General features: G+C 69.9%; 27 protein-coding genes. 16 read left to right on the top strand and 11 right to left on the bottom strand.

Annotated features, from left to right (window positions below):
- The first annotated feature begins 6 nt into the window (after positions 1-6).
- From ACIBQX_RS25070 to ACIBQX_RS25055, 4 genes are all read left to right on the top strand, one after another.
- Positions 7-354: an STAS domain-containing protein gene (locus ACIBQX_RS25070; RefSeq protein ID WP_397008417.1), complete on the top strand. Its 348-nt coding sequence runs from the start codon at positions 7-9 to the stop codon at positions 352-354.
- 162 nt (positions 355-516) lie between these two features.
- A complete protein-coding gene (locus tag ACIBQX_RS25065; RefSeq protein ID WP_397008415.1) occupies positions 517-1,368 on the top strand; it encodes an LLM class flavin-dependent oxidoreductase in 852 nt (283 codons plus the stop codon).
- Positions 1,369-1,510: 142 nt separating this feature from the next.
- A complete protein-coding gene (locus tag ACIBQX_RS25060) occupies positions 1,511-2,245 on the top strand; it encodes a hypothetical protein (RefSeq protein ID WP_397008413.1) in 735 nt (244 codons plus the stop codon).
- A 107-nt stretch (positions 2,246-2,352) separates the two neighbouring features.
- Positions 2,353-3,837 carry an ATP-binding protein gene (locus tag ACIBQX_RS25055; RefSeq protein WP_397008411.1) on the top strand — a complete coding sequence of 495 codons (1,485 nt, stop codon included), beginning with the start codon at positions 2,353-2,355 and terminating at the stop codon, positions 3,835-3,837.
- A 48-nt stretch (positions 3,838-3,885) separates the two neighbouring features.
- Here ACIBQX_RS25055 and ACIBQX_RS25050 read toward each other — a convergent pair whose 3' ends face one another.
- Positions 3,886-4,059: a hypothetical protein gene (locus ACIBQX_RS25050; RefSeq protein ID WP_397008409.1), complete on the bottom strand. Its 174-nt coding sequence runs from the start codon at positions 4,057-4,059 to the stop codon at positions 3,886-3,888.
- Positions 4,060-4,445: 386 nt separating this feature from the next.
- Here ACIBQX_RS25050 and ACIBQX_RS25045 point away from each other — a divergent pair, with 386 nt between their 5' ends.
- On the top strand, positions 4,446-5,786 hold the full coding sequence (locus ACIBQX_RS25045) for a family 43 glycosylhydrolase (RefSeq protein WP_397008407.1): 1,341 nt from the start codon (positions 4,446-4,448) through the stop codon (positions 5,784-5,786).
- Between the two features lie 171 nt (positions 5,787-5,957).
- Here the strand turns inward: ACIBQX_RS25045 and ACIBQX_RS25040 are convergent, their stop codons facing one another.
- The 3 genes from ACIBQX_RS25040 to ACIBQX_RS25030 form a co-directional block, all read right to left on the bottom strand.
- On the bottom strand, positions 5,958-6,449 hold the full coding sequence (locus ACIBQX_RS25040) for a hypothetical protein (RefSeq protein WP_397008405.1): 492 nt from the start codon (positions 6,447-6,449) through the stop codon (positions 5,958-5,960).
- A gap of 72 nt (positions 6,450-6,521) precedes the next feature.
- Positions 6,522-7,163 carry an HNH endonuclease family protein gene (locus tag ACIBQX_RS25035; protein ID WP_397008403.1) on the bottom strand — a complete coding sequence of 214 codons (642 nt, stop codon included), beginning with the start codon at positions 7,161-7,163 and terminating at the stop codon, positions 6,522-6,524.
- 33 nt (positions 7,164-7,196) lie between these two features.
- Entirely contained in the window at positions 7,197-7,850 is a 654-nt protein-coding gene (locus ACIBQX_RS25030) for a TetR/AcrR family transcriptional regulator (protein ID WP_397008401.1), read from the bottom strand.
- A gap of 92 nt (positions 7,851-7,942) precedes the next feature.
- Between ACIBQX_RS25030 and ACIBQX_RS25025 the strand changes: the two genes are divergently transcribed.
- The 4 genes from ACIBQX_RS25025 (at position 7,943) to ACIBQX_RS25010 (ending at position 11,038) form a co-directional block, all read left to right on the top strand.
- Complete coding sequence (locus ACIBQX_RS25025; RefSeq protein ID WP_397008399.1) at positions 7,943-9,340, top strand: MFS transporter; 1,398 nt, start codon at positions 7,943-7,945, stop codon at positions 9,338-9,340.
- Positions 9,340-9,981 carry an NAD(P)-dependent oxidoreductase gene (locus ACIBQX_RS25020; protein WP_397008397.1) on the top strand — a complete coding sequence of 214 codons (642 nt, stop codon included), beginning with the start codon at positions 9,340-9,342 and terminating at the stop codon, positions 9,979-9,981. Before ACIBQX_RS25025 ends, ACIBQX_RS25020 begins: the two co-directional genes overlap by 1 nt.
- 107 nt (positions 9,982-10,088) lie before the next feature.
- Positions 10,089-10,565 (top strand): hypothetical protein, encoded by a 477-nt coding sequence (locus ACIBQX_RS25015; protein WP_397008395.1) that lies wholly within the window; start codon positions 10,089-10,091, stop codon positions 10,563-10,565.
- On the top strand, positions 10,553-11,038 hold the full coding sequence (locus tag ACIBQX_RS25010; RefSeq protein WP_397008393.1) for a hypothetical protein: 486 nt from the start codon (positions 10,553-10,555) through the stop codon (positions 11,036-11,038). The genes ACIBQX_RS25015 and ACIBQX_RS25010 overlap by 13 nt, the downstream gene beginning before the upstream one ends.
- 19 nt (positions 11,039-11,057) lie before the next feature.
- On the opposite strand, the gene ACIBQX_RS25005 is transcribed toward ACIBQX_RS25010, so the two are convergent.
- Complete coding sequence (locus ACIBQX_RS25005; protein WP_397008391.1) at positions 11,058-11,537, bottom strand: Rrf2 family transcriptional regulator; 480 nt, start codon at positions 11,535-11,537, stop codon at positions 11,058-11,060.
- A gap of 127 nt (positions 11,538-11,664) precedes the next feature.
- Here ACIBQX_RS25005 and ACIBQX_RS25000 point away from each other — a divergent pair, with 127 nt between their 5' ends.
- Positions 11,665-12,417, top strand: a complete 753-nt coding sequence (locus ACIBQX_RS25000) for an SDR family NAD(P)-dependent oxidoreductase (protein ID WP_397008389.1) — start codon at positions 11,665-11,667, stop codon at positions 12,415-12,417.
- Positions 12,418-12,532: 115 nt separating this feature from the next.
- Here the strand turns inward: ACIBQX_RS25000 and ACIBQX_RS24995 are convergent, their stop codons facing one another.
- On the bottom strand, positions 12,533-13,384 hold the full coding sequence (locus ACIBQX_RS24995; protein WP_397008387.1) for a helix-turn-helix transcriptional regulator: 852 nt from the start codon (positions 13,382-13,384) through the stop codon (positions 12,533-12,535).
- Positions 13,385-13,470: 86 nt separating this feature from the next.
- On the opposite strand from ACIBQX_RS24995, the gene ACIBQX_RS24990 reads away from it, so the two are divergent.
- Entirely contained in the window at positions 13,471-14,247 is a 777-nt protein-coding gene (locus tag ACIBQX_RS24990) for an SDR family NAD(P)-dependent oxidoreductase (RefSeq protein WP_397008385.1), read from the top strand.
- Positions 14,248-14,261: 14 nt separating this feature from the next.
- Here the strand turns inward: ACIBQX_RS24990 and ACIBQX_RS24985 are convergent, their stop codons facing one another.
- Positions 14,262-15,257, bottom strand: a complete 996-nt coding sequence (locus ACIBQX_RS24985; protein WP_397008383.1) for an aldo/keto reductase — start codon at positions 15,255-15,257, stop codon at positions 14,262-14,264.
- Between the two features lie 132 nt (positions 15,258-15,389).
- Between ACIBQX_RS24985 and ACIBQX_RS24980 the strand changes: the two genes are divergently transcribed.
- The 3 genes from ACIBQX_RS24980 to ACIBQX_RS24970 all read left to right on the top strand — a co-directional run bounded on the left by ACIBQX_RS24980 (position 15,390) and on the right by ACIBQX_RS24970 (position 17,828).
- The gene (locus ACIBQX_RS24980; RefSeq protein ID WP_397008381.1) at positions 15,390-16,250 is read left to right on the top strand and encodes a helix-turn-helix transcriptional regulator; all 861 of its coding nucleotides are present in this window, start codon (positions 15,390-15,392) and stop codon (positions 16,248-16,250) included.
- 90 nt (positions 16,251-16,340) lie between these two features.
- Positions 16,341-17,180, top strand: a complete 840-nt coding sequence (locus ACIBQX_RS24975) for a helix-turn-helix domain-containing protein (protein WP_397008379.1) — start codon at positions 16,341-16,343, stop codon at positions 17,178-17,180.
- 66 nt (positions 17,181-17,246) lie between these two features.
- A complete protein-coding gene (locus tag ACIBQX_RS24970) occupies positions 17,247-17,828 on the top strand; it encodes a dihydrofolate reductase family protein (protein WP_397008377.1) in 582 nt (193 codons plus the stop codon).
- A 21-nt stretch (positions 17,829-17,849) separates the two neighbouring features.
- Here ACIBQX_RS24970 and ACIBQX_RS24965 read toward each other — a convergent pair whose 3' ends face one another.
- Positions 17,850-18,740 carry a pirin family protein gene (locus ACIBQX_RS24965; protein WP_397008375.1) on the bottom strand — a complete coding sequence of 297 codons (891 nt, stop codon included), beginning with the start codon at positions 18,738-18,740 and terminating at the stop codon, positions 17,850-17,852.
- Between the two features lie 87 nt (positions 18,741-18,827).
- Between ACIBQX_RS24965 and ACIBQX_RS24960 the strand changes: the two genes are divergently transcribed.
- Positions 18,828-19,172, top strand: a complete 345-nt coding sequence (locus ACIBQX_RS24960; protein WP_397008373.1) for a winged helix-turn-helix transcriptional regulator — start codon at positions 18,828-18,830, stop codon at positions 19,170-19,172.
- A 606-nt stretch (positions 19,173-19,778) separates the two neighbouring features.
- Here the strand turns inward: ACIBQX_RS24960 and ACIBQX_RS24955 are convergent.
- Both ACIBQX_RS24955 and ACIBQX_RS24950 read right to left on the bottom strand, forming a co-directional pair.
- On the bottom strand, positions 19,779-20,171 hold the full coding sequence (locus tag ACIBQX_RS24955) for a MiAMP1 family antimicrobial peptide (protein ID WP_397008371.1): 393 nt from the start codon (positions 20,169-20,171) through the stop codon (positions 19,779-19,781).
- A gap of 372 nt (positions 20,172-20,543) precedes the next feature.
- Complete coding sequence (locus tag ACIBQX_RS24950) at positions 20,544-21,707, bottom strand: acyl-CoA dehydrogenase family protein (RefSeq protein WP_397008369.1); 1,164 nt, start codon at positions 21,705-21,707, stop codon at positions 20,544-20,546.
- Positions 21,708-21,830: 123 nt separating this feature from the next.
- Between ACIBQX_RS24950 and ACIBQX_RS24945 the strand changes: the two genes are divergently transcribed.
- Entirely contained in the window at positions 21,831-23,144 is a 1,314-nt protein-coding gene (locus tag ACIBQX_RS24945; RefSeq protein ID WP_397008367.1) for a UDP-glucose dehydrogenase family protein, read from the top strand.
- Positions 23,145-23,204: 60 nt separating this feature from the next.
- On the opposite strand, the gene ACIBQX_RS24940 is transcribed toward ACIBQX_RS24945, so the two are convergent.
- Positions 23,205-24,128 carry a GNAT family N-acetyltransferase gene (locus tag ACIBQX_RS24940; RefSeq protein WP_397008365.1) on the bottom strand — a complete coding sequence of 308 codons (924 nt, stop codon included), beginning with the start codon at positions 24,126-24,128 and terminating at the stop codon, positions 23,205-23,207.
- Positions 24,129-24,143 lie beyond the last annotated feature (15 nt).

Genomic DNA, 24,143 nt, shown 5'->3' with positions numbered 1-24,143 from the left:
ATGCCTATGGTGGTCACATATCGGCAGGAGGATCTCTGCACGGTGCTGCACATCGTGGGAGAGCTGGACGTCTCCGGCGCTCCGCGCCTGCGGGCCGAGCTGGACCACGTGCTGGCCTCGGCCGATCCCCTCAGACTGGTCATCGACCTGACCCGGGTGCCGTTCTGCGACTCGGTGGGTCTCGGCGTGCTGGTGTCCACGCTCAACCACGCGCGACGCAGCCACGGCCGGCTGATCCTGGTGCTGGGCCCCGGGATGATCAGGCACCTGCTGGTGATCACCAACCTCGACAGCCACTTCGAGACGTGCTCGTCCGTCACGGAGGCGCGCACCGCGCTGAGCACGGCCGCCTAGTACCCCTCGCCGCGCATCCCCCGCCGCGCATCGCTCGCCGCGTATCCTCACCGCGTATCCCCGCCGCTCCGGACGACCGTGAGCTGAGTACGATCAACTCGACATGCCGCTCGGCCCGACCTCGGTGTCCGACCGGCTGCTGAGCGTCTCCTGGAGGGCAGCATGAGGCTTGGTGTGATCTTCGATCGCGATCTGCCGCCGGAGCGGCTGGTGCCGTTCTCCGAAGCCCTGGACGCCCTGCCCGCGGTCCACGACCTGTGGGTGGTGGAAGACCTGGGCTGGACGGGCGGCATCTCCTCGGCGGCCACCGCCCTGGCGGTCACCTCCCGGCTGCGCGTCGGCATCGGCATCACCCCGGCGCCCCTGCGCAACCCGATGCTGCTGGCCATGGAGCTGGCCAACCTCGCCCGTCTCCACCCCGGGCGGCTCGCCGCCGGCATCGGCCACGGCGTGCCGGCCTGGATGGCCCAGGCGGGCGTGGCGGCGCCGTCACCGCTGGCGCTGCTGGAAGAGACGATCATCGCGGTCCGCGCCCTGCTGCGCGGCGAGACGGTGACCCTGCAGGGCACGTCGGTCCGCCTGGACGGCCTCTCACTGGTCCACCCACCTCAGGAGGTCCCGCCGGTGCTGGCGGGCGTGCTCGGCCCCCGCTCGCTGGCGTTGTCCGGCCGGGTGGCGCAGGGCACGATCCTGCCGGAGGGGTTCGGCCCGAAGCGGATCGGCGCGGCCCTGGAGCGGATCGGCGCGGTCGGCGACCACGAGCTGGTGACGTTCACCCACCTCTACGTCGGCGACGACGCCCCCGAGGTCGCCGAGGCCATCGCGCCGATCGTGGCGGACACCGCCGCGTTCCTGAGGGCCGGCCCGGACGAGGTGACGCTGGCCGCCGGCACGGCGGAGGAGGCGGCGGCACAGGTCCGGGGGTTGTGGGCGGCCGGCGCCGGCACGGTGGCGGTCCGGCCGATCGGCTCCGACCCCTTGCCGCACGTCGAGCGGCTGCTGTCGGCTCTGTGAGCAGCGTTTCTTGAGGGTACGGGCGCCGGCCTTCACGGCGGCCGGGCTTCGCGGTGGCCCGGTCTGAAGCATGGCCGAACGGTGGAGCGGGATCGGCCGGACGGCCGATCCTCCGTCGCCACCGTCAGGCCACGATCACAGCATGAGACGAAATATGGCGACGGCGTTAGCGGCGGCCGGGATGGTCGGAACTGTCGGACTGACCGGATGCGCGCTGGACGCCGAGCAGGTGCACTCGGCGCGTGCCTTTCCCCACACCGGCGGCACGCTCACCATCACCTCCACCGTCGGCGGGCTGAGGATCCTGCCGGGCACCGACGGCGAGGTACGGGTGGACCGGTGGCTGCGCGGCAAGGCCGCCGGGGACGGCAACTCCTCGTGGACGCTGCAGGACGGCAAGCTACGCCTCGGCGCCGACTGCCAGATGGTCTTCGGTGACTGCGGCGGCCGCTACCACGTCCGGGTACCGCCAGGTGTGCGCCTGGTCATCGACGCCGGGGACGACGGCGTCATCCTCGACAAGATCGCCCACGACACCGACGTGTCCGCCCAAGGCCCCATCCGGCTCTACGAGACCACGGGCAAGCTGCGCCTCTCCGGCGACGACAGCATGATCGCCGGCAACCGCCTCCGGTCGGCGGACGTCAAGGCGCTCACCCGAGGGGGCTCGATCAACCTGTCGTTCGCCGCACCCCCTGCCAGGCTGGACGCGCGGTCCGACGAGGGGCGGGTGACGGTGGACGTCCCCAAAGGCGAGTACGCGGTCACCGCCAAGAGCAAGGAAGGCCGGGAGCGCTCGGACCTCAAGAACACCAAGAGCGATCGGACCATCGTCGCCAGAAGCACCTCTGGAGACGTCCGCATCACTGGCAGCTAGACACGTCACCTCACCTGACGAAGACGCCCGTTTCACGAAGGAGCGTAACTGGACTTACGCTATTAGCGGTAAACCGAGTTACGCTAATGTCGTCGTTGGGGGATCGCGTGCGCAAGCCGAGCGGCATCGTAGGCAGAGACCGTCAGTGGCGGGTGCTGGAGCGCTTCCTCGTCGAAGGAGGACGGGACGGTCCCCTGCGCCTCGGACTGGTGTCGGGCCGCCGTCGCACGGGCAAGACGCAGCTGCTGTCCGCAGTCTGCGCCGAGCAAGGCGGCCTCTACATCACCAGCGTCCAGGACGAGGGCGATTTCGCGGCCAGGCGCAGGTTCGCGTCCGCCATCGCCAGGCACGCGGGACTCAGTGATTCGGTGCGTGGGGAGCCAGAGTCATGGGAGCGCCTGTTGAGGGCCGCCATGGAGACCGCGGCGCGAGTCGCCCCCGAGGGCCGTCCACCGTTGGTGGTCATCGACGAGTTCCCCTACCTGATGGCGAACGCCCCTCAGCTCCCGTCGCTGCTCCAGCACCTCTACGACGGTTCGCAACAGGGACACGGCCCCACCGGCCGCCTCATACTCTGCGGATCCGCGCTCAGCGTCATGCACGATCTGCTGTCCGGCACCAAGCCGTTGCGCGGGCGTGCCATGCTCGACATGCGCCTCAACGCGCTGGACTTCCGCGAGGCCGCGCAGCTGTGGGACATCCAGGATCCGGTGACCGCCTTCCGCGTTCACGCGTGCGTCGGCGGCATCCCCGGTTATCGCCCACTGATGACCACCACCCCCGCCGCAGCCGACGACTTCGACAGATGGGTGATGGACAACCTCCTGGCGGTCGACGTCAGCGTGTTCACCCGCACAGAGGTCGACTACCTGCTGCGCGAGGACCCGCGCATCACCGCCCGCTCCCTGTACTACGACGTCCTCAGCGCTGTCGCGCAGGGAGCGCACACCCCGGCCAAGATCGGGGCTGCGATCGGCCGCGACAACAACTCCGTTCGCCATCCCATCGATGTCCTACGATCGGCCGGATATCTGCACAGTGCGCACGACCTGTTGCGGCAGCGGAAACCGACGATCTCGGTGCGCGACCCGATCATCCGGTTCGACCGCCTGATCACAGCCCCCTACCTCGGCCGGCTCGAACTGGGACACACGGAACCAGTGTGGCGCGCGGCCGCCCCGACTTTCCGTGCCAACATTCTCGGGCCGCATTTCGAAGAGCTCGCCCGCGACTGGGTGCACCGTTTCGCCCCGGACGAGCTCGACCGGCAGGCGGGATTCGGCGAGGTCGGCTTCGGCAGTGTCCAGGACAACGCTGGACGGGCGAAGCACGACATCGACGTGCTCGCCGTCGACGGCAAAAGGGTCAACCTCATCGGCGAGGCCAAGGCGACGCTCGCCCGCCGCGGGCTGCCCGATCTCGAACGGCTCGACGCCATCCGCACAGTGCTCGCGCGGGAGGGCTATGACACCACTGAGACGATCGTCGCCCTCTTCTCGACGACCGGATTCACCTCGGACCTCGTCCGGGCGGCCTCCTCCCGCGGCGACACCGAGCTCGTCGATCTGGAGCGGTTGTGCGGCCTGGGGTGAGCGCCCTGAGCGCAGGCGACCGCCGTACGACGGTCGCCTGCGTTCATCTCAGTTGTCGTCGTCGCCGTCCTGGTCCTGCTCGTTCTCCTGATCCTGGGTGTTGACCACGTCCGGGTCGTCGTCGCCTTCGTCGCCTCCGCCTCCGCATGCGCCGGTCACGCCCAGGACGGCCACCATGGCCGCTGCGGCCAGCATCGTCTTCCGGCCGGTTCTTCCGAACATCGCGCCTCCAGAGTCCTCGGGGTTGCTCGGGGTCCTTGGGGTCGGACGCCCGATCATCCTTTATCCCGTCGCAGATCGATCTAACGCGCGATCCGCCGGCGTTGACGTACCTCCCCCGTTCTCCCGCCCATCACGGCGGGATCATCGGCGAAAAGGGGGACCCCGGCCAAGCTTGTTACGCGAACGTTACGAACTGCGGGCAGCGCCGTCGCGCTCCCCCTCATGGGCCTTCTGACCTGCGATTTCACCCGTCACAACTCGCCTATCGAGGTGGCGGGGTATTTTTTCCGTGTTATTGACCATATTAAAACGACTTGGGCAGACTCTGCGCGTATACCGCTCAGCGGGAGCGGTTCGGCGGGTGCCGACGTAGGAGGACGTGACCCATGACTGGTTCCGACAACGGATCGTACGTCGACCGGCGGTCTCTGCTGGCCGGTGCCGCCGGCCTCCTGGGAGCGGCGGCGCTGCCCGCGACCGCCGCCCAGGCGACTCCGGAGGCCGCGTCGATGCGGCGCTACCCGTCCAACTGGCCCGACCTCGAGCCTTACGGCCTCGCGGACACCCGGCTGGACCTGTGGCCACGCGAGGACAACTCCTTCATCCTCCCGCTCGAACTGCGCCCTCGCGACCGGGAGCGCGGCCAGGTGTGGATGCGGGACACGTACGTCAACTGTTTCGTCGTCAACGGACGTCCGATCTATGTCGCCACGGGCACCAGCCGGGTGCCCGGGCTCGAGGCGGCCGGCCCGTGGAACGACGGCATCTTCGTGTGGGTGTCCCCCTCTTTGCGGGGGCCGTGGAAGCTGGTCGACACCACTGGCATCCGGCCCGACGCCGAGAAGGGCAAGGTGTGGTCACCCGAGTTCGCCGACGAGAACCGGCCCGGGCGCATGGTCGTCGCCCCCTGGCAGGAGTACTGGCACGACGAGCGGTTCGGCAAGCGGGGCCAGGCCTGGGCCCCGGAGGTGCACTACTTCCGTGGCAGGTGGCACATCGTCGCGTGCATGGGCGACCATTCCCGGAAGGTCGGCTCGTTCATGCTCGTGAGCGAGGGCGGAATCGAGGGCCCGTACCGGCTCGTCGAAGGCAACCACGAAAAGCCGTTCGGCGACCCGGTCATCGGCGGCCCCAAGTTCATCGAGCCCGGCGCCTACCACCATATTGACGGCAGCCTCTTCACCGAGGGCGACGATGCGTGGCTGGTGCTGCACAACGACCTGTACGCGAAATTCCGGGATGACATGGAGGACATCATCCCGACGACCGGCCTGCCGAGATTCCAGCAGAAGCCGTACACGCCGGAGCCGTATCTCGAAGGCGCCTACATGTTCAAGCACGGAGGCAAGTACTACCTCCTGCACGCCGCATGGAACCGGACGTCGGACAATCCCGACGGCAGCAAGCGATACGCCTACGACCCGCCGGGCCCCGGCCGCACGCAGTATCAGTACGACGCGATCGTCGCCGTCTCGGACAATTTCGAAGGCCCGTACTCAGAGCGGTGGACCGCCGGGGTCGGCGCCGGCCACAACAACTTCTTCGTGGATCACGGTGGCCACCTGTGGGCGACGTTCTTCCGTAACCCGAACTTCGGCTACTGGTCCGACCCGTCGCGCATCGAAGACACGGCCGTGCCCGGTGTCGTACGCCTGGAATGGACCGGCCCGCGAGGCAATCGCCTGTACGTCGAGCGCCGGAAGCGTGGGCACGCGATCCGCGACTGACCGCCTACCGGCAAGCTGACCGGCGGAGGTCACCGGGAGGGCCCGAGGTCCAGGCCGACCGCGATCGGCAGGTGGTCGCTGCCGGTGGCGGGCGGTTCCAGTCGGCCTTGAGGTCCGCGGGTTTGATGTCCACCGGCCGGGTGTCCGTGATGGGGTGTTCGGACCACAGCCCTACGGTGCCCACGACAGCATGGTGCGGGTAGCCGGACGCCAGGAGGCCTGGTAGGCGGGCAGGGCGTCAGGGGTCAGCTCTTCGAGGGCGATCAGGTCGGCACCGGCCGTGGCCAGGGCTCGCGCGGTGCCCGCCGGGTCGGGGTTCTCGTCGTCGACGTTGTGCTGAAGCACCGTCAGGTCGTGTGCCGCCCCCGGGCCGGCGGGCAGCAGCAGCCCGCCGAAAACAACGGCCCAGACCGTCGCGGGCAGCGCCACGGCCACCACCCCCAGGGCTGAGCGCCGTAACAGTGACAGGCCGAGCAGCACGGGAACGGCCAGGCCGAGCCAGGGCAGGAACGTCTCCAGCAGGCTGCCGAGATTGCCCACCGCGTTGGGCACCAGACCGTGGAACAGCAGCAGGACGGCGACCAGCACGGCGAGCGCCGCGAGGAGCCGCCCCCGCGCCCAGCTCCCCTCGACGGCCGCCGCACGGCTGTCCACGTGTTCCATCACGCTCCTTACGCCGGCTGATCACGGGTCGCGTGTCAGTCTGACGTCCGGAACATCAGGATTGTTCGCCTATCAGCAGGTGCGCAGCATGTTGAGCAAGGCCACCTTCTCCTTCCGGGTCACGAAGAGCCGGTAGTGGCGTTTCACGGTGATCCATGAGCTCGCGTACCGGCACCAGTGGGCGCGGCGCGGCGGACGCCAGCTCTGCGGGCCCTGGCCGCCTTTGGCGATGTTGGCGGAGTGGCTGACGGTGAGCAGTTCGGGGCGGGTGAGGTCGTTGGCGAAGGCACGCCGCTTGGCCTGACTCCACCGCTTGGCGCCCGACCGCCACGCGTACGCGAGCGGCACCACGTGGTCGACGTCCACACGCTTCTCGCTCTTCAGCCGCTTGCCGTCGTACGGGCTGTACCAGCTCCCCTTGACCGGGTGGCAGGCCGCGTTCCGGCGCACGCGCCGCCCGTCGCGAGCCAGGACCGTCTCTCGCGTGTCGCATTTGCCCTTGTACGGTGCCCACCGGGGCTGGAACCTCTTGCGGCTGTAGCCCCGGATGGACAACGCCCTGGCGACCTTGAGCTGCGCCAGCGTGCGCCGCGCCTCGGCCTGCGAGCGCTTACGGGGCTCGGCCGCCGCCGGTGGGGCGGCGATGGCCGCGGTGATCGGGATGACCACGAGCGTGAGTAAGCCGATGTGCGCTGCCCGTCTCAGGAGGATCATGCCCAGCGTCATCCCCATCCGCGACGGCGATATTCAGACCGCTTGGAGCTCGCCCGAGGGGGGCTGGGCCAGAATCCCGTCGACCAGGACCCGCAGCTTCCAGGCCGCCCTGGCCACAGGGTCACCGCTGGTCAGCAGGGGCGCGAGGGCATGCATGGTCGGGTGGTCGGCGGCGGAGACTCCGTGGTGCGGCGGTGCGGCGCGGGACCGCCCGCCGCCCTCCAGCGCCGATGAGGCGATGTACTGCCCGAACAGGTCGACGGCCCAGGCGCACGCCTTGTCGTCGACGCCGCCCATCCGCAGCAGTCGCAGGATCTCCTCGATGATGCGCAGGGAGTGGGGGCCGGGGGCGAGATCCGTCAGGCCGACGGCGGCGATGTCCGCGTGGACCGCCAGCGCGTCCACCGTCCGCTGGACGAGCAGCTCAAGGCGGGTCCGCCAAGGGCCGTCGGCGTCGGTGGGCAGCTCCACGTCGGCCACCGCGCGATCGTGCACGAGCGCCATCAGCTCACGGCGGTCGGAGACGTAGACGTAGAGCGCCCCGGGCGACGTGTCCACGGCCGTCGCGACCCGACGCATGGTCACGGCGTCCGACCCGAACTCGTCGACCAGGTCGAGAGCCGCGGCGACGATCGAATCCCGGCTCAGAGCCGGCTTCGCGGGACGCGTTCTTGGACTTCCTCGCATACGCCCACCTTACCTTGACGAACGCCGTTCGCTAAGAACGCAGTTCTTGGCGTACGGTGTTCGTGACGAACACTGTTCACCAGGAGGTAGGCGTGATCGACGTACGACAACCCGTGGCGCACCGCCGGCGCTGGCGGGTGCTGGCCATCGTCCTGCTCGCGGGGGTGATGGACCTGCTCGACGCCACCGTCATGCACGTCGCGGCGCCTTCCGTGCGGGCCGGCCTTGGGGGCAGCGAGACCACCCTGCAGTGGTACGCCGCCGGCTACACCCTCGCCTTCGGCGTGCTGCTCGTGGTCGGCGGACGGCTCGGCGACCGCTGGGGCCGAAGAAGGCTGTTCCTCATCGGAGCCTGCGGATTCACCCTCGCGTCGGCCGCGTGCGCGCTGGCCGTGGATCCGTCCATGCTGGTCATGGCCAGGATCGCGCAGGGCGCTCTGGGCGCCCTGATGATCCCGCAGGGTTTCGGCATCCTCACCTCCGTCTTCGCGGAACCGGAGCGCGGTCGCGCCTTCGCCCTGTTCGGGCCGGTGATGGGCCTGGCCGGGATAGGCGGGCCGATCCTGGCGGGCGGCTTGATCAGCCTGAACCTGGGCGGGCTGGACTGGCGGCTGATCTTCCTGATCAATGTGCCACTAGGCCTGCTGACCGTGGCCGGCGCCCTGCGCTGGATGCCCGCGGATCCGGGCGATCGTGACGCCCGGATCGACCCCGTGGGCGTCGCACTGGTGACCGCGGGATCGGCCCTCCTGGTCCATCCGCTCATCCAGGGGCGCGAGGCCGGTTGGCCGTGGTGGAGTTTCGTCCTGCTCGCCGCGGGCGTACTCGCGTTCGTCATGCTCGGCCGGCGTCAGCGGACGAGTCCCGCACCGATCCTGGTCCCGAGCCTGCTGGCCAAGCGGCCCTTCGTCGGCGGGCTGACCGTGGCGGTCGTGTTCTTCACCGGCCTGGGCGGACTGCTGCTGGTTCTCTCCCTGCACCTGCAGATCGGGCTCGGCCACACCGCGCTGAAGGCGGCCTTGGCGCTGTCGCCGGTCGCCGCCGGCATCATGCTCGGCTCACTCGCCGCCCCGGCCCTGAAGGCGAAGATGGGACGGTCGAGTCTGCATCTGGGACTCGCGGTCGAAACCCTCGGACTGCTCGCCATGCTCGCCATGCTCGCCATCGCTCAGCCGTCCGCTCCGGCCTGGGCGTCCGCGCCGCCGCTGCTCGTGGTCGGCCTGGGTCTCGGCCTGCTCTTCGGCCCTCTCATCCAGGTGATTCTCACCACCGCCGACCCCCACGAGATCGGCAGCGCCTCCGGCAGTCTCAACGCCGTACAGCAGCTCGCCACGGCCCTGGGAGTGGCCGCGGCCGGAACCCTCTACTTCGCACTCGGCGACAGCGGCGGCCTGACCGCCGGCCTCCTCCTCGCGGTCGCCTCCTGCCTCGTCTCCGCCGCTCTCGTGCCCCTCATCCCACGCTCGCCCATCGCGGAAGGAGACAACTGATGAGCTCTCTCGTCGTGTTCGGCGCCAACGGCGCGACAGGCCACCTGATCGTCCAGGAGGCGCTGCGCGCGGGGCACGGCGTCACCGCCGCCGTACGCGACCCCGACGCCTTCCGTGCGGTCCCCGGCGAGCTGCGCGACGCACCGCTCGCCGTCGCCCGAGCGGACGTCCGCGATCTCGACGCCGTACGCTCCGCCGTCACCGGCCACGACGCCGTCATCTCGGCCATCGGCCCTCGCGGCCGGCACGCCGGCAAGCTGTACTCCGAAGGCGCCCGTACCCTCGTCACCGCCATGCGCGCCTGCGGTGTCCGACGGCTCGTCGCCCTCTCCTCCAGCGGCGCACGCCGAGACGACCCGAACCACCCGCTGTGGTACCGCGTCGTGGCCCGTACCGTGATGAACGAGCTGTACGGCGACATGCGCCTCATGGAGGACATCGTGCGTGACAGCCCGCTGGACTGGACCTTCGTACGTCCGGGCCGCATCGTCGACGAGCCTTCGGCCGGGACCTACCGGGTCCTGGACGGCGCGAACCCGGAGGGAGGCACCAGCATCCCCAGGGTCGACCTCGCTCGGTTCGTCATCCGAGCGACAGGCGACAAGCGCTGGTCACACCGCCTCCCGACCATCGTCCGATAGCCGGTGGGCCGGCCGCGCCCTCGCCGGTGGAAAACGGTTCGATCATCGCACTGAGCAGTGGCTACGCTTCTCGCTGATTCTGTACGTCCACCAGCTCGGAGGCGACCGTGGCGATGCCCAAGAAGGGCTCCCGGCTCATCACCGTCGACGGCGCCGCCTTCCGCTGGCGTGTCAGCCACCGGCCGACCTACAGCGAGGACCGCAGCTGGAGCCCGCTCACCTTCGTCGCCGAGCGGGCCGAGGAGCCGGCGAGCGCCCTCGTGGTGTCGCTCCCCTGCGCCAGGCCGGACAACTGGCTGGGCAAGCGAACGATCGCGGTTCGTCCCGTCCTCGTCGCCGGATGCATCCGGCGAGCCCTGGCACAGGGATGGCAGTCGAGCCGCCGGGGCCCCGGATTCACCCTCACCATCACCGAGGACGAACTGACCGACCTCCTGGGCGGACCACCTGAGTACCTGATCCCCTTCCTCTGGGGCATGATCCCGGAAGGCGGCGACATCCGAGACCTCCCACGAGCCACCCAGATCTGGAGCCGGGACAAGCCGGGCACCGGCCACGGAGAACCAGGCTCATGGACCCGGTAAAGCTGCAACAGGCCCTCGACGACATCTTCGACCAGGCCCTGCTGCACCACGGCTTCGTGGACTACATGCGCGACTACCTGCTCGTGATCCACGCGACCGCCGACCCCGTGACCGGGACAGCCCCAACGACCCTGCGCTACCTGTTCCGACACTGCGTGCAGGCCACCTGCGTCACGACCGTGCGGGCCGACACCTGGCGCGAGTCCCTCGATGACCGGCTCATCACCTACGAGACCGGCGTCGACCTCGACGGGTACGTCTGGGGAGTCAAGTGGCAGATACTCTACCCCGGAGCCTCGCTGGTCGCCGACTCACCGACCGCCCAGAGTTGGACCACGGCCATCGGCATCGACTTCCACGAAGTCCGGATCGAAACGAACGCGCACGACCTCACCCTCGTCTTCGCCGACCTGCGGATCGAAGAAGTCCCGTCCCGGTCCCAGGGCCCAGACCACAAGTTCCCGATTCGCTAGGCACCGGTCGCGTACGGGCTCACACCCGCTCCTTCTCCCCGGCCTCTTGTGGCGAGGTGTCGGGCCGGCGAGGCGCCGCGAGGACGTCGCTGAGCACGTCCTCCAGCGTGACGCGGGCGAGCTCGCGCCTCAGGGTCTCCTCGATGCCCTGGTAGATGCCCTGCATCGCCGGCTGGATGCCGTACCCCACCACGCACCCCTGGTCCGGGGTGGCGCGGTGCATCGCGAACAGCGGGCCGGGTTCGATCGCCTCGTACACGTCGAGCAGGGTCATCGACTCCAGCTCTCGCGCCAGCGACCAGCCCGCCCCCACGCCCCGCCGGGACTCCACGAGCCCCGCCTTGCGCAGTTCGCCCAGCAGCCGCCTGATCACCACGGGATTGGTGTTCGCGCTGGTCGCGATCTGCTCGGATGTGGCGACCTCATGGCCCTGGCGCTGGTAGAGGCTGATCCAGGCCAGCGCGTGGGCGGCGATGGTCAACCTGCTGTTGGCGCTCACGAACCCCTCCTCTCGCCGTAACAGTCCATGTTACGACAGCGCTGTCGTAACAATAAATGTTGCAATGGGAGCGTTGTAACTATTAGTGTTACGACTGAAGGAACGAACCGATCATGAGGTGGGAACCATGGACAAGCCGCTCACAGGCAAGGTCGCCCTGGTCACCGGCGGGTCCCGAGGACTGGGAGCCGCGACCGTGCGACTGCTGGCCGAGCAGGGCGCCGACGTCGCGTTCACCTACGTCAGCTCCGACGAACTGGCGCAGGCCGTCGTCGACGAGGTGCGCGGCAAGGGGGCCAAGGCCGTCGCCTTCAAGTCCGACCAGGCGGACATGAGCCGGGCGCCGATACTGATCGACGAGGTGGTCGCGCACTTCGGCGGTCTGGACATCCTCGTCAACAACGCGGCGATCTCGACGGGTGGCCGCACGGTGGACGACCCGGACGCCGACACTGCCGCGCTGGACCGGATGCACGCCACCAACTACCTCGGGGTGATCGCCGTCATCCGGGCCGCCTCCCGGGTTCTGCGCGAGGGCGGCCGTGTCATCACGGTGAGTTCCGGCCTGGGCTCCAGGGCCGGTGTCCCCGGCGTTGCCGACTACTCGGCGACCAAGGCGGGGGTCGAGAAGTACACGATGGGCGTCGCGCGGGACCTCGGGCCCCGGAACATCACGGCCAACGTGGTGGAGGCCGGGCTGATGGAGAGCGGGATGGAGCCGCCGGACCCCGAGACGCTCAAGGCCCTGCTCGGCTCCCTGTCCCTGCAGCGCATGGGCCACCCCGACGAGATCGCCGCGGCGATCGCCTTCCTGGCGAGCCCCGCCGCGTCGTACGTCACGGGCGCGGTGCTGGACGCCCACGGGGGTTACAACGCCTGACCCGCTGAGCCTCGCGTCCAGATCGGCCGCGCCGCCGACCGCACGGTTGAGCGCGCTCATCAGCCTCATCGCCCGGACCAGCATCGAACGCCGGCCCGCAGGTGATGCGTGACTGCTACCGCAGATAATCACCGGCCTCGGCGCCAAGGACGTTCAGAAGGGCCAGGGCCTCGGCGTCATGGGATCCTGGCGGCGCGCTGTAGAGCACGAGGCGCTGGTCGCGGTCCGTGAGCGTGAGCGCGTCGCAGTCGACGGTGATCTCCCCGACGAGCGGGTGACGGAACGTCTTCCTGAGCATCGGCGCAGGCTGCACGTCGTGCCGTTCCCAGAGCCGGGCGAACTCGGGGCTGCCGGCGCGGAGCTCGTCGACGAGTTCGGTCACCGCGGGGTCGGACGGGTACCGGGCGAGGGCGAGCCGGAGCTCCATGACGACGTTGTGCCGGAACTGCGCGGCGTCGGAGATTCCGTACAGCGTGGCTTCGGCGCGGGCCGGCGCGAGGAATGCCCGGCGCGCGAGATTGCGGTCCGCCGGGGCGAGCTCAGCGAAGTTCTCCATGAGCGCGGCCGCGAGATCGTTCCACGCGAGCACCTCGAACGCAGCGGACACCACGATGGCGGCCGACTGCGGCAGCCGTTCGAGGAGCGCGAGGATGCTCGGGCGGACGTCGCGCCGGTGCAGTCCGGTACGGCTCGGCGCGGTGCCCGCGAGGACGTGGAGGTGATCGGCCTCGGCGTCCGTGAGCCGCAGGGCGCCTCCGATCCCGGCGAGGACCGCGCCTGACGGGCGCGGCGCCCTGCCCTGCTCGAGCCGGACGTAATACTCCGTGGAGATGTGCGCGAGGACCGCCACCTCCTCGCGGCGAAGGCCTGGTGTCCGGCGTCGCGAGCCCGAGGGGAGGCCGACGTCCTCCGGCCGGAGCCGCTCGCGACGGCTACGGAGGAACGCCCCCAGTTCCTGTTTGTCCATACCTCCAGTCTGCACGGCGCACGGCGGCGCATCCTGGTACTGCCTGTGCCTGCATCCGGCCTGGAGGCCGGCCTGACACTGTCGTCATGACCAACGACATCGCACCCATCGGCCTGCTCGCCGGCAAGGTCGTGTTCATCACCGGCGCCAGCCGCGGCATCGGCGCAGCCGCCGCCCGGCTCTTCGCACGGGAGGGCGCCGCTGTCGTGCTCGCCGCCCGCAGCACCGACGCCCTCGACCGCATCGTCACCGAGGTCCGCGCCGACGGCGGCGTCGCCGACTCCGTCGCCCTGGACCTCGCCGACCGGGCGGGCATCCGTGCGGCGGTCGACCGCGTCGAAGAGCTGCACGGCCGGCTCGACGGCGCCTTCAACAACGGCGCGGCGATCCAGCGGCCAGGCCCGCTCGACACGACGACCGACGAGGACATCGACGAGCAGTTCGCCGTGAACTTCCGCTCCCACTGGACCGCCATGACCGCCCAGGCCGCACTCATGCGACGCAACGGCGGTGGGGCGATCGTGAACACCTCCAGCATCGGCAGCCGCCGCGCCAACCCCGCCCTCCCCGCATACGGCGCCATGAAGCGCGCGCTCAACAGCATCACCCAGACCGCCGCGGTGAGCTGGGCCCGTGATGGCATCCGGGTGAACGGCATCACCCCCGGCGGCACCGCCACGGAGATGTTGGACGCGTGGGAGGCGGCGACCCCCGGCATCCTTGACCAAGTCAAAGCATCGACGCCGCTCGGCCGGATGGCCGAGCCTCGCGAGGTCGCCGAGGTGGCCGCGTGGCTGCTCAGCGACCGGGCCTCGATGGTGACCGGCGCGATCGTGCCGGTGGACGGCGGCGCCGGCGCCTGATGGGAGAGCCGGGCTCAGTTGCCCACGCCGAGGTCGGACATGAACATGGACGGGTACCGGTCACCCTTCGCCTCGCCCGGCGGCACCGCCTTCTCGATCTCGGCGAGATCGTCCGCCGTGAGGACCAGGTCCATCGCGGGCAGCGCCTCGGCCAGCCGCTCGCGGGTGCGGGCGCCGGCCAGCGGCACGATGTCCTCGCCCTGTGCGGCAACCCAGGCGATGGCCAACTGAGCGACGGTGCAACCCTTGGCCTCGGCGACCCCGCGCAGCGCGTCCACCAGGGCGAGGTTGTGCGCCACGTTCTCGCCGGAGAAGCGCGGGCTGAGGCCACGCATGTCGCCGGGGCCGGCGGTGTCGCCGGCCCTCCAGTGCCCGGAGATGAGGCCCCGGCCGAGCACCCCGTACGCGGTCAGGCCGATGCCGAGCTCCCGCAGCGTGGGCAGGACGTCCACCTCCACCGCGCGGGACATCAGCGAGTACTCGATCTGCAGGTCGGCGATCGGGTGCACCGCGTGCGCCCGCCGGATCGTCGCCGCATCGACCTCCGACAGCCCGATGTGCCGCACGTATCCGGCGTCGACCATCTCCTTGATCGCGCCCACCGTCTCCTCGATCGGTACCGCCCGGTCCAGCCGGGCGGGACGGTAGATGTCGATGTGGTCGGTGCCCAGCCGGGTCAGCGAGTAGGCCAGGAAGTTCTTCACCGCCTCGGGACGGCCGTCCTGCCCGCCGAATTCCGAGCCCGGCCCGCGCATCTGGCCGAACTTGACGCTCAGCTGGTAGGTCTCGCGATCCCGGCCGCGCAGCGCCTCGGCGAGCAGCAACTCGTTGTGGCCCATGGCATAGAAGTCGCCGGTGTCGATCAGCGTGACGCCGGCCTCCAGCGCGGCGTGCACGGTGGCGATACTCTCCGCGCGGTCGGCCGCGCCGTACCCGCCCGACATACCCATCGCACCCAGACCCAGCGCGGAAACGGCCGGTCCGGTGCGGCCCAGGGTTCGTAGCCGCATCACATTCTCCCTCGATGCCGATGTCATTTCTGTCCAACCCTGAACCCGGACCGGGATGGGCGGAAGCGGAGCGTTCATCCTGGGAGAGCCGCTCCCTGGCTCGGCTCGCCGGCCGCGCGGCAGGATGAAGCCATGCACCGTGACCAGCTCGCCGACTTCCTGCGCCGCCGCCGCGAGGCGATCCGGCCGGCCGAGGTGGGCCTCGCCGACAGCCCGCGCCGCCGCACCGCCGGCCTGCGCCGGGAAGAGGTGGCCATGCTCGCCGGCATGTCGGTGGACTACGTCGTACGTCTTGAGCAGGGCCGCAGCAGCCGGCCGTCCACCCAGCTGCTCGGCGCGCCGGCCCGGGCGTTGCGCCTGTCCGACGACGAGCGCGACCACCTGTTCCACCTGGCCGGCCACCATCCGCCGCCCGCCGACGGGGCGGCCCGCCTGGCCCGCGCCGGCCTGACGCGCATGCTCGACCTGCTCGGCGACACCCCGGCTGCGGTGCTGTCCGACCTGGGCGAGGTCCTCGCCCAGAACCGGGCGGCCCTCCTCTTGATGGGCGACCACACCCGCTTCTCCGGCGACCGGCGCCACATCGTGTACCGCTGGTTCACCGAGCCCGCCGCCCGCGCCGTCCACCCGCCCGAGGAACAGGAACATCAGGCCCGCCAGATAGTGGCCGACCTGCGCGCCGCCGCCGGCCGCCGATCCGGCGACCCCACGGTCGACGGACTCGTCGACCGGTTGCGGACCGCGAGCGCCGACTTCCGCCGGCTCTGGGCCGAGCACGAGGTGGCGGTCCGGCGCGCCAACCGCAAGACGCTGCTCCACCCGCGAGTGGGCCGCCTGAGCATGGACTGCGAGACCCTGATCACGCCCGACCAGAGGCAGCAACTGCTGGTGCTCACCCCGGCGGACGCCGAGACCCGCGAGCGGCTGGAGCTGCTGCGGGTGCTCGGCATCGAGGAGTTTCCCGCGAGGGCGGCGGGCACGCCCGTACGGTGACGCGGCGGAGGCCGTGGCCCGCCTCGGTTCCGCGACTGACGGCGTACGACGACCTGGCGGTCCACCCGCGCATCGGCGATGCTGTGACGCGTGGAGTACGTGTCCAGAGTGCCGCGACCGCCGCTGGACGGGCTGATCGACGACCTCTACTACCTGGAGGGCGCGGCGCCGTACGCCCGGCTGACGCTGCCGCCGGCGCCGTCGGCGTTGCTCATCGTCAACCTCGGGGCGCCGTTCCGCATCCGCGCCGGCACCGACATCGAGACGGCCGAGTACGCCGACGGCTGCGTGGTCACCATGCCCACCTGCGCCTTCGAGTTCAGCTACCCACTCCGGACCCGGTCCGTCGGCGTGCACTTCAAGCCGTGGGGGCCGGCGCCGTTCCTGCCGATGCCCGCGGCCGAGCTGTGTGACCGGCCGGTGACGGTGGAGCAGGTCTGGGGCCGCCCAGCCACCGCTGAGCTGCGCGACCGGCTGGCCACGGCGGCCGGCCCGCACGAGATGCTGACGCTGCTCGAGGAGGAGCTGATGCGACGGCTGTGCGAGACCGCCGGCCTGGGGCTGGTCCGCCATACGAGCAGCGTCATCGCGGCGACCAGCGGGGCGGTGGCGATCGGCGACCTGTGCGTGGCAGCCGGTGTCAGCAGCACTCATCTGGCACAGCGGTTCAAGGAGCTCATCGGCGTCACGCCGAAGCGGCTGGCCCGCACCTACCGCTTCGCCGCCGCCGTGTTCGCGATCGACCCCGCCGGACCGATCGACTGGGGCGACCTCGCCGGTGGCGCAGGCTACTTCGACCAGGCCCACTTCGGCCACGAGTTCCGGGCGTTCACCGGGCTCACGCCGACCCGGTACGTCGAAGTCCGGCGGCGGTTCCTGCGCGAACATCCCGGCCACGCGCTGGACGGCTGGCCGCTGCCGGCCGATTGATTTCTTACAAGAGCGACAGCTCACGACACGCTAATTTGAGGGCACCCCAAAGCAGAGGAGAGCCCCGTGGGCAAGGTGGTCATGTACAGCTCGGTGTCGGTGGACGGCTTCGTCGCGGACGAGAACGACCAGCCCGGACCGCTGTTCGACTGGTTGTCCAACGGTGACGTCCCATTGGACGAGACCGGCGAGGTGAAGGTGTCGCAGACGTCCTACGACTACACCCGGGCGTACTGGGACCAGATCGGAGTCACGGTCGTCGGCCGCCACGTCTTCGATCTGACGGACGGCTGGGGCGGCAAGCCCCCGGGCGGGATCGACCACGTGGTCGTCGTGTCGCACCGGCCGATGCCCGAGGGCTGGGACCCCGAGGCGGCGTTCCACTTCGCCGACGGCGTCGAGGCCGCCATGGCCAAGGCACAGGAGCTTGCGGGCGAGCGAACGGTCGAGGTCGCCGCCGGTGACGTCGGCGGCCAGGTGCTGGCCGCGGGCCTGATCGACGAGGTGCGCATGGACGTCGTACCCGTCGTGTTCGGGTCCGGCAAGCGCTACTTCGGGTCGGTCGACGCCCAGCACCTGCTGGAGGATCCTGACGTGGTGATCCAGGGCGACCGCGTGCTTCACCTGCGCTATCGGGTGCGCCGATGACCGATCTGAGCGGGTAGCCGATCAGGCACCGGCGGGCAGGCGTGTGTGCCGGGGGATGCCGCCGAACTTGCCGGAGTGGAAATCGCGGTACGCCTGTTCGATCTCGGCGCGAGTGTTCATCACGAAGGGACCGCTGGCGTACACGGACTCACCGATGGGCCGCCCGGCGAACAGCATCACCTTGGTCTGTTCGTCACCGTCGCCGGTGGCCAAGGTCAGCGTGGTCGGGTCGCCCGGCCGGGACACCGGATCGGACCAGGCGATCTGCCCGGCGTGCACGGTCCGGCCGGCGATCGTCAGCCGGCCCGAGATCACGTACGCGAACGCGCGCTGGTCCCCGTCGAGCACCTGCCGGTACTCGGTCCTCGGGTCGAGTGTGATCAGCGTGCCCAGAATGGGCCAATGATTGAGCGCCAGCCCGCGCGCCGTCCCGGTCTCCCCCGAGATCAGCTGGACCAACACACCGGGCTCGGTGTGCACGGCGTGCATGCCGGCCCGCAGGTCCTGATAGCGGGTGGGCACGAGCTTCTGACGCGCCGGCAGGTTGACCCACATCTGGATCACATGGGCCTGCTCCGAGCGGGCGGCGACCTCACGGTGGATGATGCCCCGCCCCGCGGTCATCCACTGCACATCCCCCGGTCCGAGCACACCGGCGTTACCCATGCTGTCGCCGTGCTCCAGGGCCCCGTCCAGGATCAGGGTCACGGTCTCCATCCCACGGTGCGGATGCCAGTCGAACCCCGGCTGGTTGACCAGCTCCTCCCCCATCACCAGGAATGGATCGGTCCAAGCGCTGTTGCCCGGCGCGATGATCAACGCACTGTGATCGGACATCGGGGTCGGACCGATGTCCATCTTGTCGAGAACCCGGTCCACCTGCCGGGTCGCTGGCGCGGTTTGCGCGGTCATGATGACCTCCCTTTTCGTCGGTCAGGGAAAGTGTCCGCCCGCCGATCCGCATTGACAAACGCCACCAAAGTTACTTACTTTGAGCAAGTGACAAAGCCGCCCGACACCCCGGTCGACGAGGAAAGCTGCCACCGCATCCTGCGCGCGATCGACATCATCGGAGTCCGCTGGACCGGACCGATCCTGCTCGCCGGGGCCCGGGGCGCCCGCCGGTTCAAGGAGTACCGCGCCATGGTGCCGGGCATCTCAGACCCGCAGCTCACGCTGCGACTCAAGCAACTACAGGCCCGCGGGCTCATCGAACGCACGGTGATCCCCAGCACGCCGGTCCAGATCACGTACGCCCTCACGCCCGACGCCGAAGAGCTGATCTCCGCGCTTCAGCCGTTGTCCCACTGGAGCGAGCGACATCTCCCGCACCATGACGCATGACCTGGAGCGACTCCCCGCCAGGGCCTGAACGCCGCGTAACCAGGGTCGCTGTGCGCAGTGGACGACGCGCTGGAGGCCCCTGACAAGGCCGAACCAGCAACTGTCGAGCCATCACCATGTGCTGGATCTGGTTGGTGCCCTCGTTGATTCAGGTGATCTCCGATACTGGTTACGTCCGTCTCGGGCGCAGGCGACCCACTTCCCGTAGGTCCGAAGACCTGGCCCCATGCAACGAGCCTCTACCGGCGCGGACCGAGCGGTGGCGACCTCTAGCTTCAATGCGTGCAGGCGGGCCGCTGGGGCGGGGTAGCGCTGAATCGCCACGAACACTTCCATTGCTGCAAGAAGCACTGCAAAGGGCGCCACCGTGCTCTGCCGCGCCGCCGGCCCTGTCGCGCCCGTTGGCTTCGGTGAGTGCCGGTGACGTACGGCGGGATCCCGAGCCCTCGGGGTCGCCGAGTCGCTGACGCACCTATGAGGTGACCGCCAGAGGACCGCACATGCGCGCCTGCCGGAACCTGCTGGGCACCTCAGAGCTAATGGCGCGACAATCCGATATGAAGCGGATTGTCGCGCCAGGTTGTCCTTTCGAGGCAGGATCAGGGATCAGCAGACGATCAGAATGCTTCTCCACGCGAAGCCGCTTCGGGACTCCGCGTCATCGTCGGAGGCGAGTCGGGTGTGGGGGACGCCACTGGTATTGGAATTGTTGAACAGGTGCCCGCTCTGCCCGTTCGCGTACCACTTGTAGGACCCGTGGTACCTGATGGTGTGGCTCCCACAGCCCTGGATGCCCTGTGAGTCTCCGCTGAAGCTGCCCCCCGAGTAGGCGACGAAGGTGGACGTCGCGGAGAGTACGAGACGAGCGGGGGCTGGTGCGGCGTTGGCCGGGGACGCAATGGCCACTGGGGCTGCGATGGCCGCGGCTCCGAATAGCGCCAGGCAGGTAGCCCGCAGTCGGGTCCGTGATCGGGGGCGCCGCCGAAGAGAGTGCTCCATGTGAGTCGGTCCTCCTTGAACTGGAAGATGCAGCGGTCGGCTGTCTGTCTATCGCCGCGTTCCTGTTCGCTGTCGGTGGCGCCGGCCGAACAAAACAAATGACGAACAAACGTCCCCCACGCGGAATGGCTTGACCGGCTCTACCCGGGAGGGCGTGCCACGAGGAGAACTCCCGCTGCTCGGCGAGCGGGCAGAAGCCGTGCCCAGGGCCGGACCTGCGCATACCTGCCGTTGATTTTCGAGCAGTGCCTGGCCGGCGAGCTGGGCGCAGCGAAGCCCATGGAAAGCGGGGTGGGCCGTAGACGGCCCACCCCGCAGACGGTCAACGGGTGGGTGCAGAGCGGCGAAACCTGTTCAGCAGACCCCGCCTCCCTACTTGAACAACTGCCGGGCCATCACCATGCGCTGGATCTGGTTCGTGCCCTCGTAGATCTGGGTGATCTTCGCATCGCGCATCATGCGCTCCACCGGGAAGTCCTGCGTGTACCCGTACCCGCCCAGCAGCTGCACCGCGTCCGTAGTGATCTCCATGGCCGCGTCCGAGGCCGCGCACTTCGCCGCACTGGACAGGAACGTCAGGTCCTTCTGCGGCTGCCCGTGCATGGCGAGTTCCGACTTGGCCGCCGCGTGATAGGTCAGCTGCCGGGCCGCCTCCAGCTTCATGGCCATGTCGGCGACCATGAACTGCACACCCTGGAAGTCAGCCACCGCCCGCCCGAACTGCTTACGCTCCTTGACATAGCCGACGGCATAATCGAGCGCCCCCTGGGCGATCCCCAGGGCCTGGGCGGCGATGGTCACCCGGGTGTGGTCCAGGGTCGCCAGGGCGGTCTTGAACCCGGTCCCCGGCTCGCCGACCAGCCGCGACTCGGGGATCCGTACGTCGTCGAGGATCACCTGACGGGTCGGCGACGCCCTGATGCCGAGCTTCCGCTCCTTGGGCCCGAAAGACACGCCTTCGTCAGACTTCTCCACCACGAAGGCAGAGATCCCACGGGCACCCGCGGACGGATCCGTCGTCGCCATCACGGTGTAGTACTCCGACACGCCCGCGTTCGTGATCCACATCTTCGCCCCGTTGAGGACATAGTGGTCGCCGTCCCGTACCGCGCGGGTCTTCATCGCGGCGGCGTCCGAGCCGGCCTCCGCCTCCGAGAGGGCGTACGAGAACATCGCCTCACCCCGGGCCACCGGCGCCAGGTAACGCGCCTTCACCTCTTCCGAGGCCGACAGCAGCAGCGGGACCGTGCCGAGCTTGTTCACCGCGGGGATCAGCGAGGACGAGGCGCAGGCCCGTGCCACCTCCTCGATCACGATCACGGCGGCCAGCGCGTCGCCCCCGGCTCCTCCGTACTGCTCGGGCACGTGGATGGCGTGCAGGTCGGCCGCGACGAGCGCCTTGTAGACGTCCCACGGGAACTCCCCGGTCTCGTCCGCCTCGGCGGCACGCGGGGCGATCTTCTCGTCGGCGATGGCCCTGACCGTTTCCCGGAGCATGTCGTGCTCTTCGGCGGGCGCGTACAGAGGAAAGTCCATGCGTCGAATACTAGGACGTCCGACTACTTTGTTACCAGACAGTACCGTTTGTGCCGACAGCCAGGTGGCACGAAGGAGGTAACGAGGAGCCGGTAGCATTGCGCGATCGGAAGGAGCTCACTCGTGCCATATCGCCTCACGGTGATCGGGACCGGATACCTGGGCATCACCCATGCGGCGTGCATGGCGGACCTCGGTTACGACGTTCTGGGTCTTGACATCGACGCTGACAAGATCCGCCGGCTCAACAGCGGTGACCTCCCCATTCATGAGCCCGGTCTGGAGCCGGTGCTGCGCCGGGGGATCGAATCCGGGCGCCTTCGCTTCACCACCTCCTACGAAGAGGTCGCCGCCTTCGGAGACGTGCACTTCGTCTGCGTGGGCACTCCTCAGAAACGCGGTGAGTACGCCGCGGACGTCTCCTACATGGACAACGCCATCCAGTCGCTGGCCCCCTTCCTGGATCGCGAGTGCCTGGTCGTCGGCAAGTCGACGGTGCCGGTGGGCACCGCGGGCCGGCTGGCGGAGATGCTCGTCCAGCTCGCTCCGGCGGGCGCGCAGGCCGAGCTGGCCTGGAACCCCGAGTTCCTGCGTGAGGGTTTCGCCGTGCAGGACACGCTCAACCCCGACCGCATCGTGCTCGGCGTCCGCACCGAGCGGGCCGAGAAGGTGCTGCGCGAGGTGTACGAGCCGCTGGGCGAGGTGCCCGTGGTCGTCACCGACTTCCCCACCGCCGAGCTGGTCAAGTCGGCCGCCAACTCCTTCCTCGCGACCAAGATCTCTTTCATCAACGCGATGGCCGAGGTGTGCGAGGCGGCCCACGCCGACGTGCAGCAGCTATCGCTGGCCCTTTCCTACGACGACCGCATCGGCGGTCGTTTTCTCAATCCGGGCCTCGGTTTCGGCGGCGGCTGCCTGCCCAAGGACATCAGGGCGTTCATGGCACGCGCGGGCGAGCTCGGCGCGGACCAGGCGCTGACGTTCCTGCGCGAGGTGGACATGATCAACATGCGCCGCCGCGCCCGCATGGTGGACCTGGCCCGTGAGCTGGCCGGCGGCTCCTTCCACGGCTGCACCGTGGGCGTGCTCGGCGCCGCCTTCAAGCCCAACTCCGACGACATCCGCGACTCCCCCGCACTCGACGTGGCGGTCACGATCGGCCACCAGGGCGGCCAGGTCACCGTCTACGACCCGATCGCCCTCGACAACGCCCGCAAGGCCCACCCCGAGCTCAAGTACGGTGACTCCGCCATCGAGGCGGTCCGTGGCGCGCACGTGGTGCTGCTGCTGACCGAGTGGCAGGAGTTCGTGGACCTCGACCCCGAGGAGCTGGGCGCGGTCGTCGCCACCCGCAGGATCGTCGACGGCCGCAACGCCCTCAACTCCGAGGCGTGGCGGTCTGCGGGCTGGCACTACCGCGCACTCGGCCGCCCGTAGCACCTGTCCGCACAAACACCCCAAAAGGCAAAAGCACCTCCTGTACGGCGAGCAGCCGGCTCATCGAGGCGGCAGGTGGCGCACCCACTGGGTGAGCACCGGCCGGTAGCCCTGCCGTGCCCAGAACGGCGCCGACAGCGGATTGGGCACGGCATGGTGGAGCACCGTCGTCGCCACGCCCGCGGCCTCGATGTGCGTGTGCGCCGCGGCCGCCATCGCCGCGCCGACCCCCTGCCCGCGGACGGCCGGGTCGGCGTACATCGCGCTCAGGTAGGCGACCGGCGCGCTCCTGACCGCCGGCGCGATCCACCGCGCCAGCGTCGGCGGCTCCACCATGACGATGCCCGCCGCCGCGCCGTCCACCTCCGCCACCCAGCACCACGAGCCCTCCCCGCGCAGCACGGGCGCCAGGCTCTCGACGATCCTGGCCCGGGTCGACGATCGCATGGTGACCCACCCGAACTGGGCGTCATAGGCCACCAGCGCCTCGTACAGGCGCGCGACGACCGCCATGTCGGCGGGGACGGCGGCGCGCATCCGCACGCGGCTCGCGGCGGCCGGCGGGCCGCTCGGCGCCGCGCCGCGCACCCTGGCGGCGGTCGCCACCATGGGGGCGAAGCCGCGCAGCGTCAGGGCGCGGACGGCGGCGGTGTCGCGGCTGGGCCACTGCACCGCCAGCGCCTTGTCAGGGCCCCGCTCGCCGCCGAGACCGGCCAGCCACTGGTCGAGCAGCGCGCCCAGCGCCGCCTCGGGGTCACGACCGCCGGCCCGGCCCCACAGGCGGTGCACGATCAGCGGGCTCCAGGTGGCGTTCATCGCGCCGGGGTCGAGCCGGTCCACCGAGGTCAGGCCGAGACCGTCCACGACCTCGATCGCACCCTCGTTCGGGCCGGGGGCGGGCAGCCCGTCCTGCCCTCCGGCCAGCGGGTCGACGGCGCGGATGCGGGCAGCGTGAGCTTCGATCACCGGGTGCACAGCGGTCACGCTAGTCCTACCCAC

The sequence above is a fragment of the Nonomuraea sp. NPDC049714 genome, assembly GCF_044465295.1.
GTDB lineage: Bacteria > Actinomycetota > Actinomycetes > Streptosporangiales > Streptosporangiaceae > Nonomuraea.
This window is presented reverse-complemented; position numbering and strand designations above follow the sequence as displayed.

Coding starts and splice junctions, on each gene's coding strand:
- ACIBQX_RS24955 (WP_397008371.1), bottom strand. CDS start 20,171: ATGGAGCACTCTCTTCGGCGGCGCCCCCGATCACGGACCCGACTGCGG.
- ACIBQX_RS24980 (WP_397008381.1), top strand. CDS start 15,390: ATGCACCGTGACCAGCTCGCCGACTTCCTGCGCCGCCGCCGCGAGGCG.
- ACIBQX_RS25010 (WP_397008393.1), top strand. CDS start 10,553: ATGGACCCGGTAAAGCTGCAACAGGCCCTCGACGACATCTTCGACCAG.
- ACIBQX_RS25045 (WP_397008407.1), top strand. CDS start 4,446: ATGACTGGTTCCGACAACGGATCGTACGTCGACCGGCGGTCTCTGCTG.
- ACIBQX_RS25065 (WP_397008415.1), top strand. CDS start 517: ATGAGGCTTGGTGTGATCTTCGATCGCGATCTGCCGCCGGAGCGGCTG.
- ACIBQX_RS24985 (WP_397008383.1), bottom strand. CDS start 15,257: ATGCGGCTACGAACCCTGGGCCGCACCGGACCGGCCGTTTCCGCGCTG.
- ACIBQX_RS25000 (WP_397008389.1), top strand. CDS start 11,665: ATGGACAAGCCGCTCACAGGCAAGGTCGCCCTGGTCACCGGCGGGTCC.
- ACIBQX_RS25060 (WP_397008413.1), top strand. CDS start 1,511: ATGAGACGAAATATGGCGACGGCGTTAGCGGCGGCCGGGATGGTCGGA.
- ACIBQX_RS25035 (WP_397008403.1), bottom strand. CDS start 7,163: ATGATCCTCCTGAGACGGGCAGCGCACATCGGCTTACTCACGCTCGTG.
- ACIBQX_RS24990 (WP_397008385.1), top strand. CDS start 13,471: ATGACCAACGACATCGCACCCATCGGCCTGCTCGCCGGCAAGGTCGTG.
- ACIBQX_RS25020 (WP_397008397.1), top strand. CDS start 9,340: ATGAGCTCTCTCGTCGTGTTCGGCGCCAACGGCGCGACAGGCCACCTG.
- ACIBQX_RS24965 (WP_397008375.1), bottom strand. CDS start 18,740: ATGACCGCGCAAACCGCGCCAGCGACCCGGCAGGTGGACCGGGTTCTC.
- ACIBQX_RS24995 (WP_397008387.1), bottom strand. CDS start 13,384: ATGGACAAACAGGAACTGGGGGCGTTCCTCCGTAGCCGTCGCGAGCGG.
- ACIBQX_RS24950 (WP_397008369.1), bottom strand. CDS start 21,707: ATGGACTTTCCTCTGTACGCGCCCGCCGAAGAGCACGACATGCTCCGG.
- ACIBQX_RS25050 (WP_397008409.1), bottom strand. CDS start 4,059: ATGTTCGGAAGAACCGGCCGGAAGACGATGCTGGCCGCAGCGGCCATG.
- ACIBQX_RS25040 (WP_397008405.1), bottom strand. CDS start 6,449: ATGGAACACGTGGACAGCCGTGCGGCGGCCGTCGAGGGGAGCTGGGCG.
- ACIBQX_RS25030 (WP_397008401.1), bottom strand. CDS start 7,850: ATGCGAGGAAGTCCAAGAACGCGTCCCGCGAAGCCGGCTCTGAGCCGG.
- ACIBQX_RS25070 (WP_397008417.1), top strand. CDS start 7: ATGGTGGTCACATATCGGCAGGAGGATCTCTGCACGGTGCTGCACATC.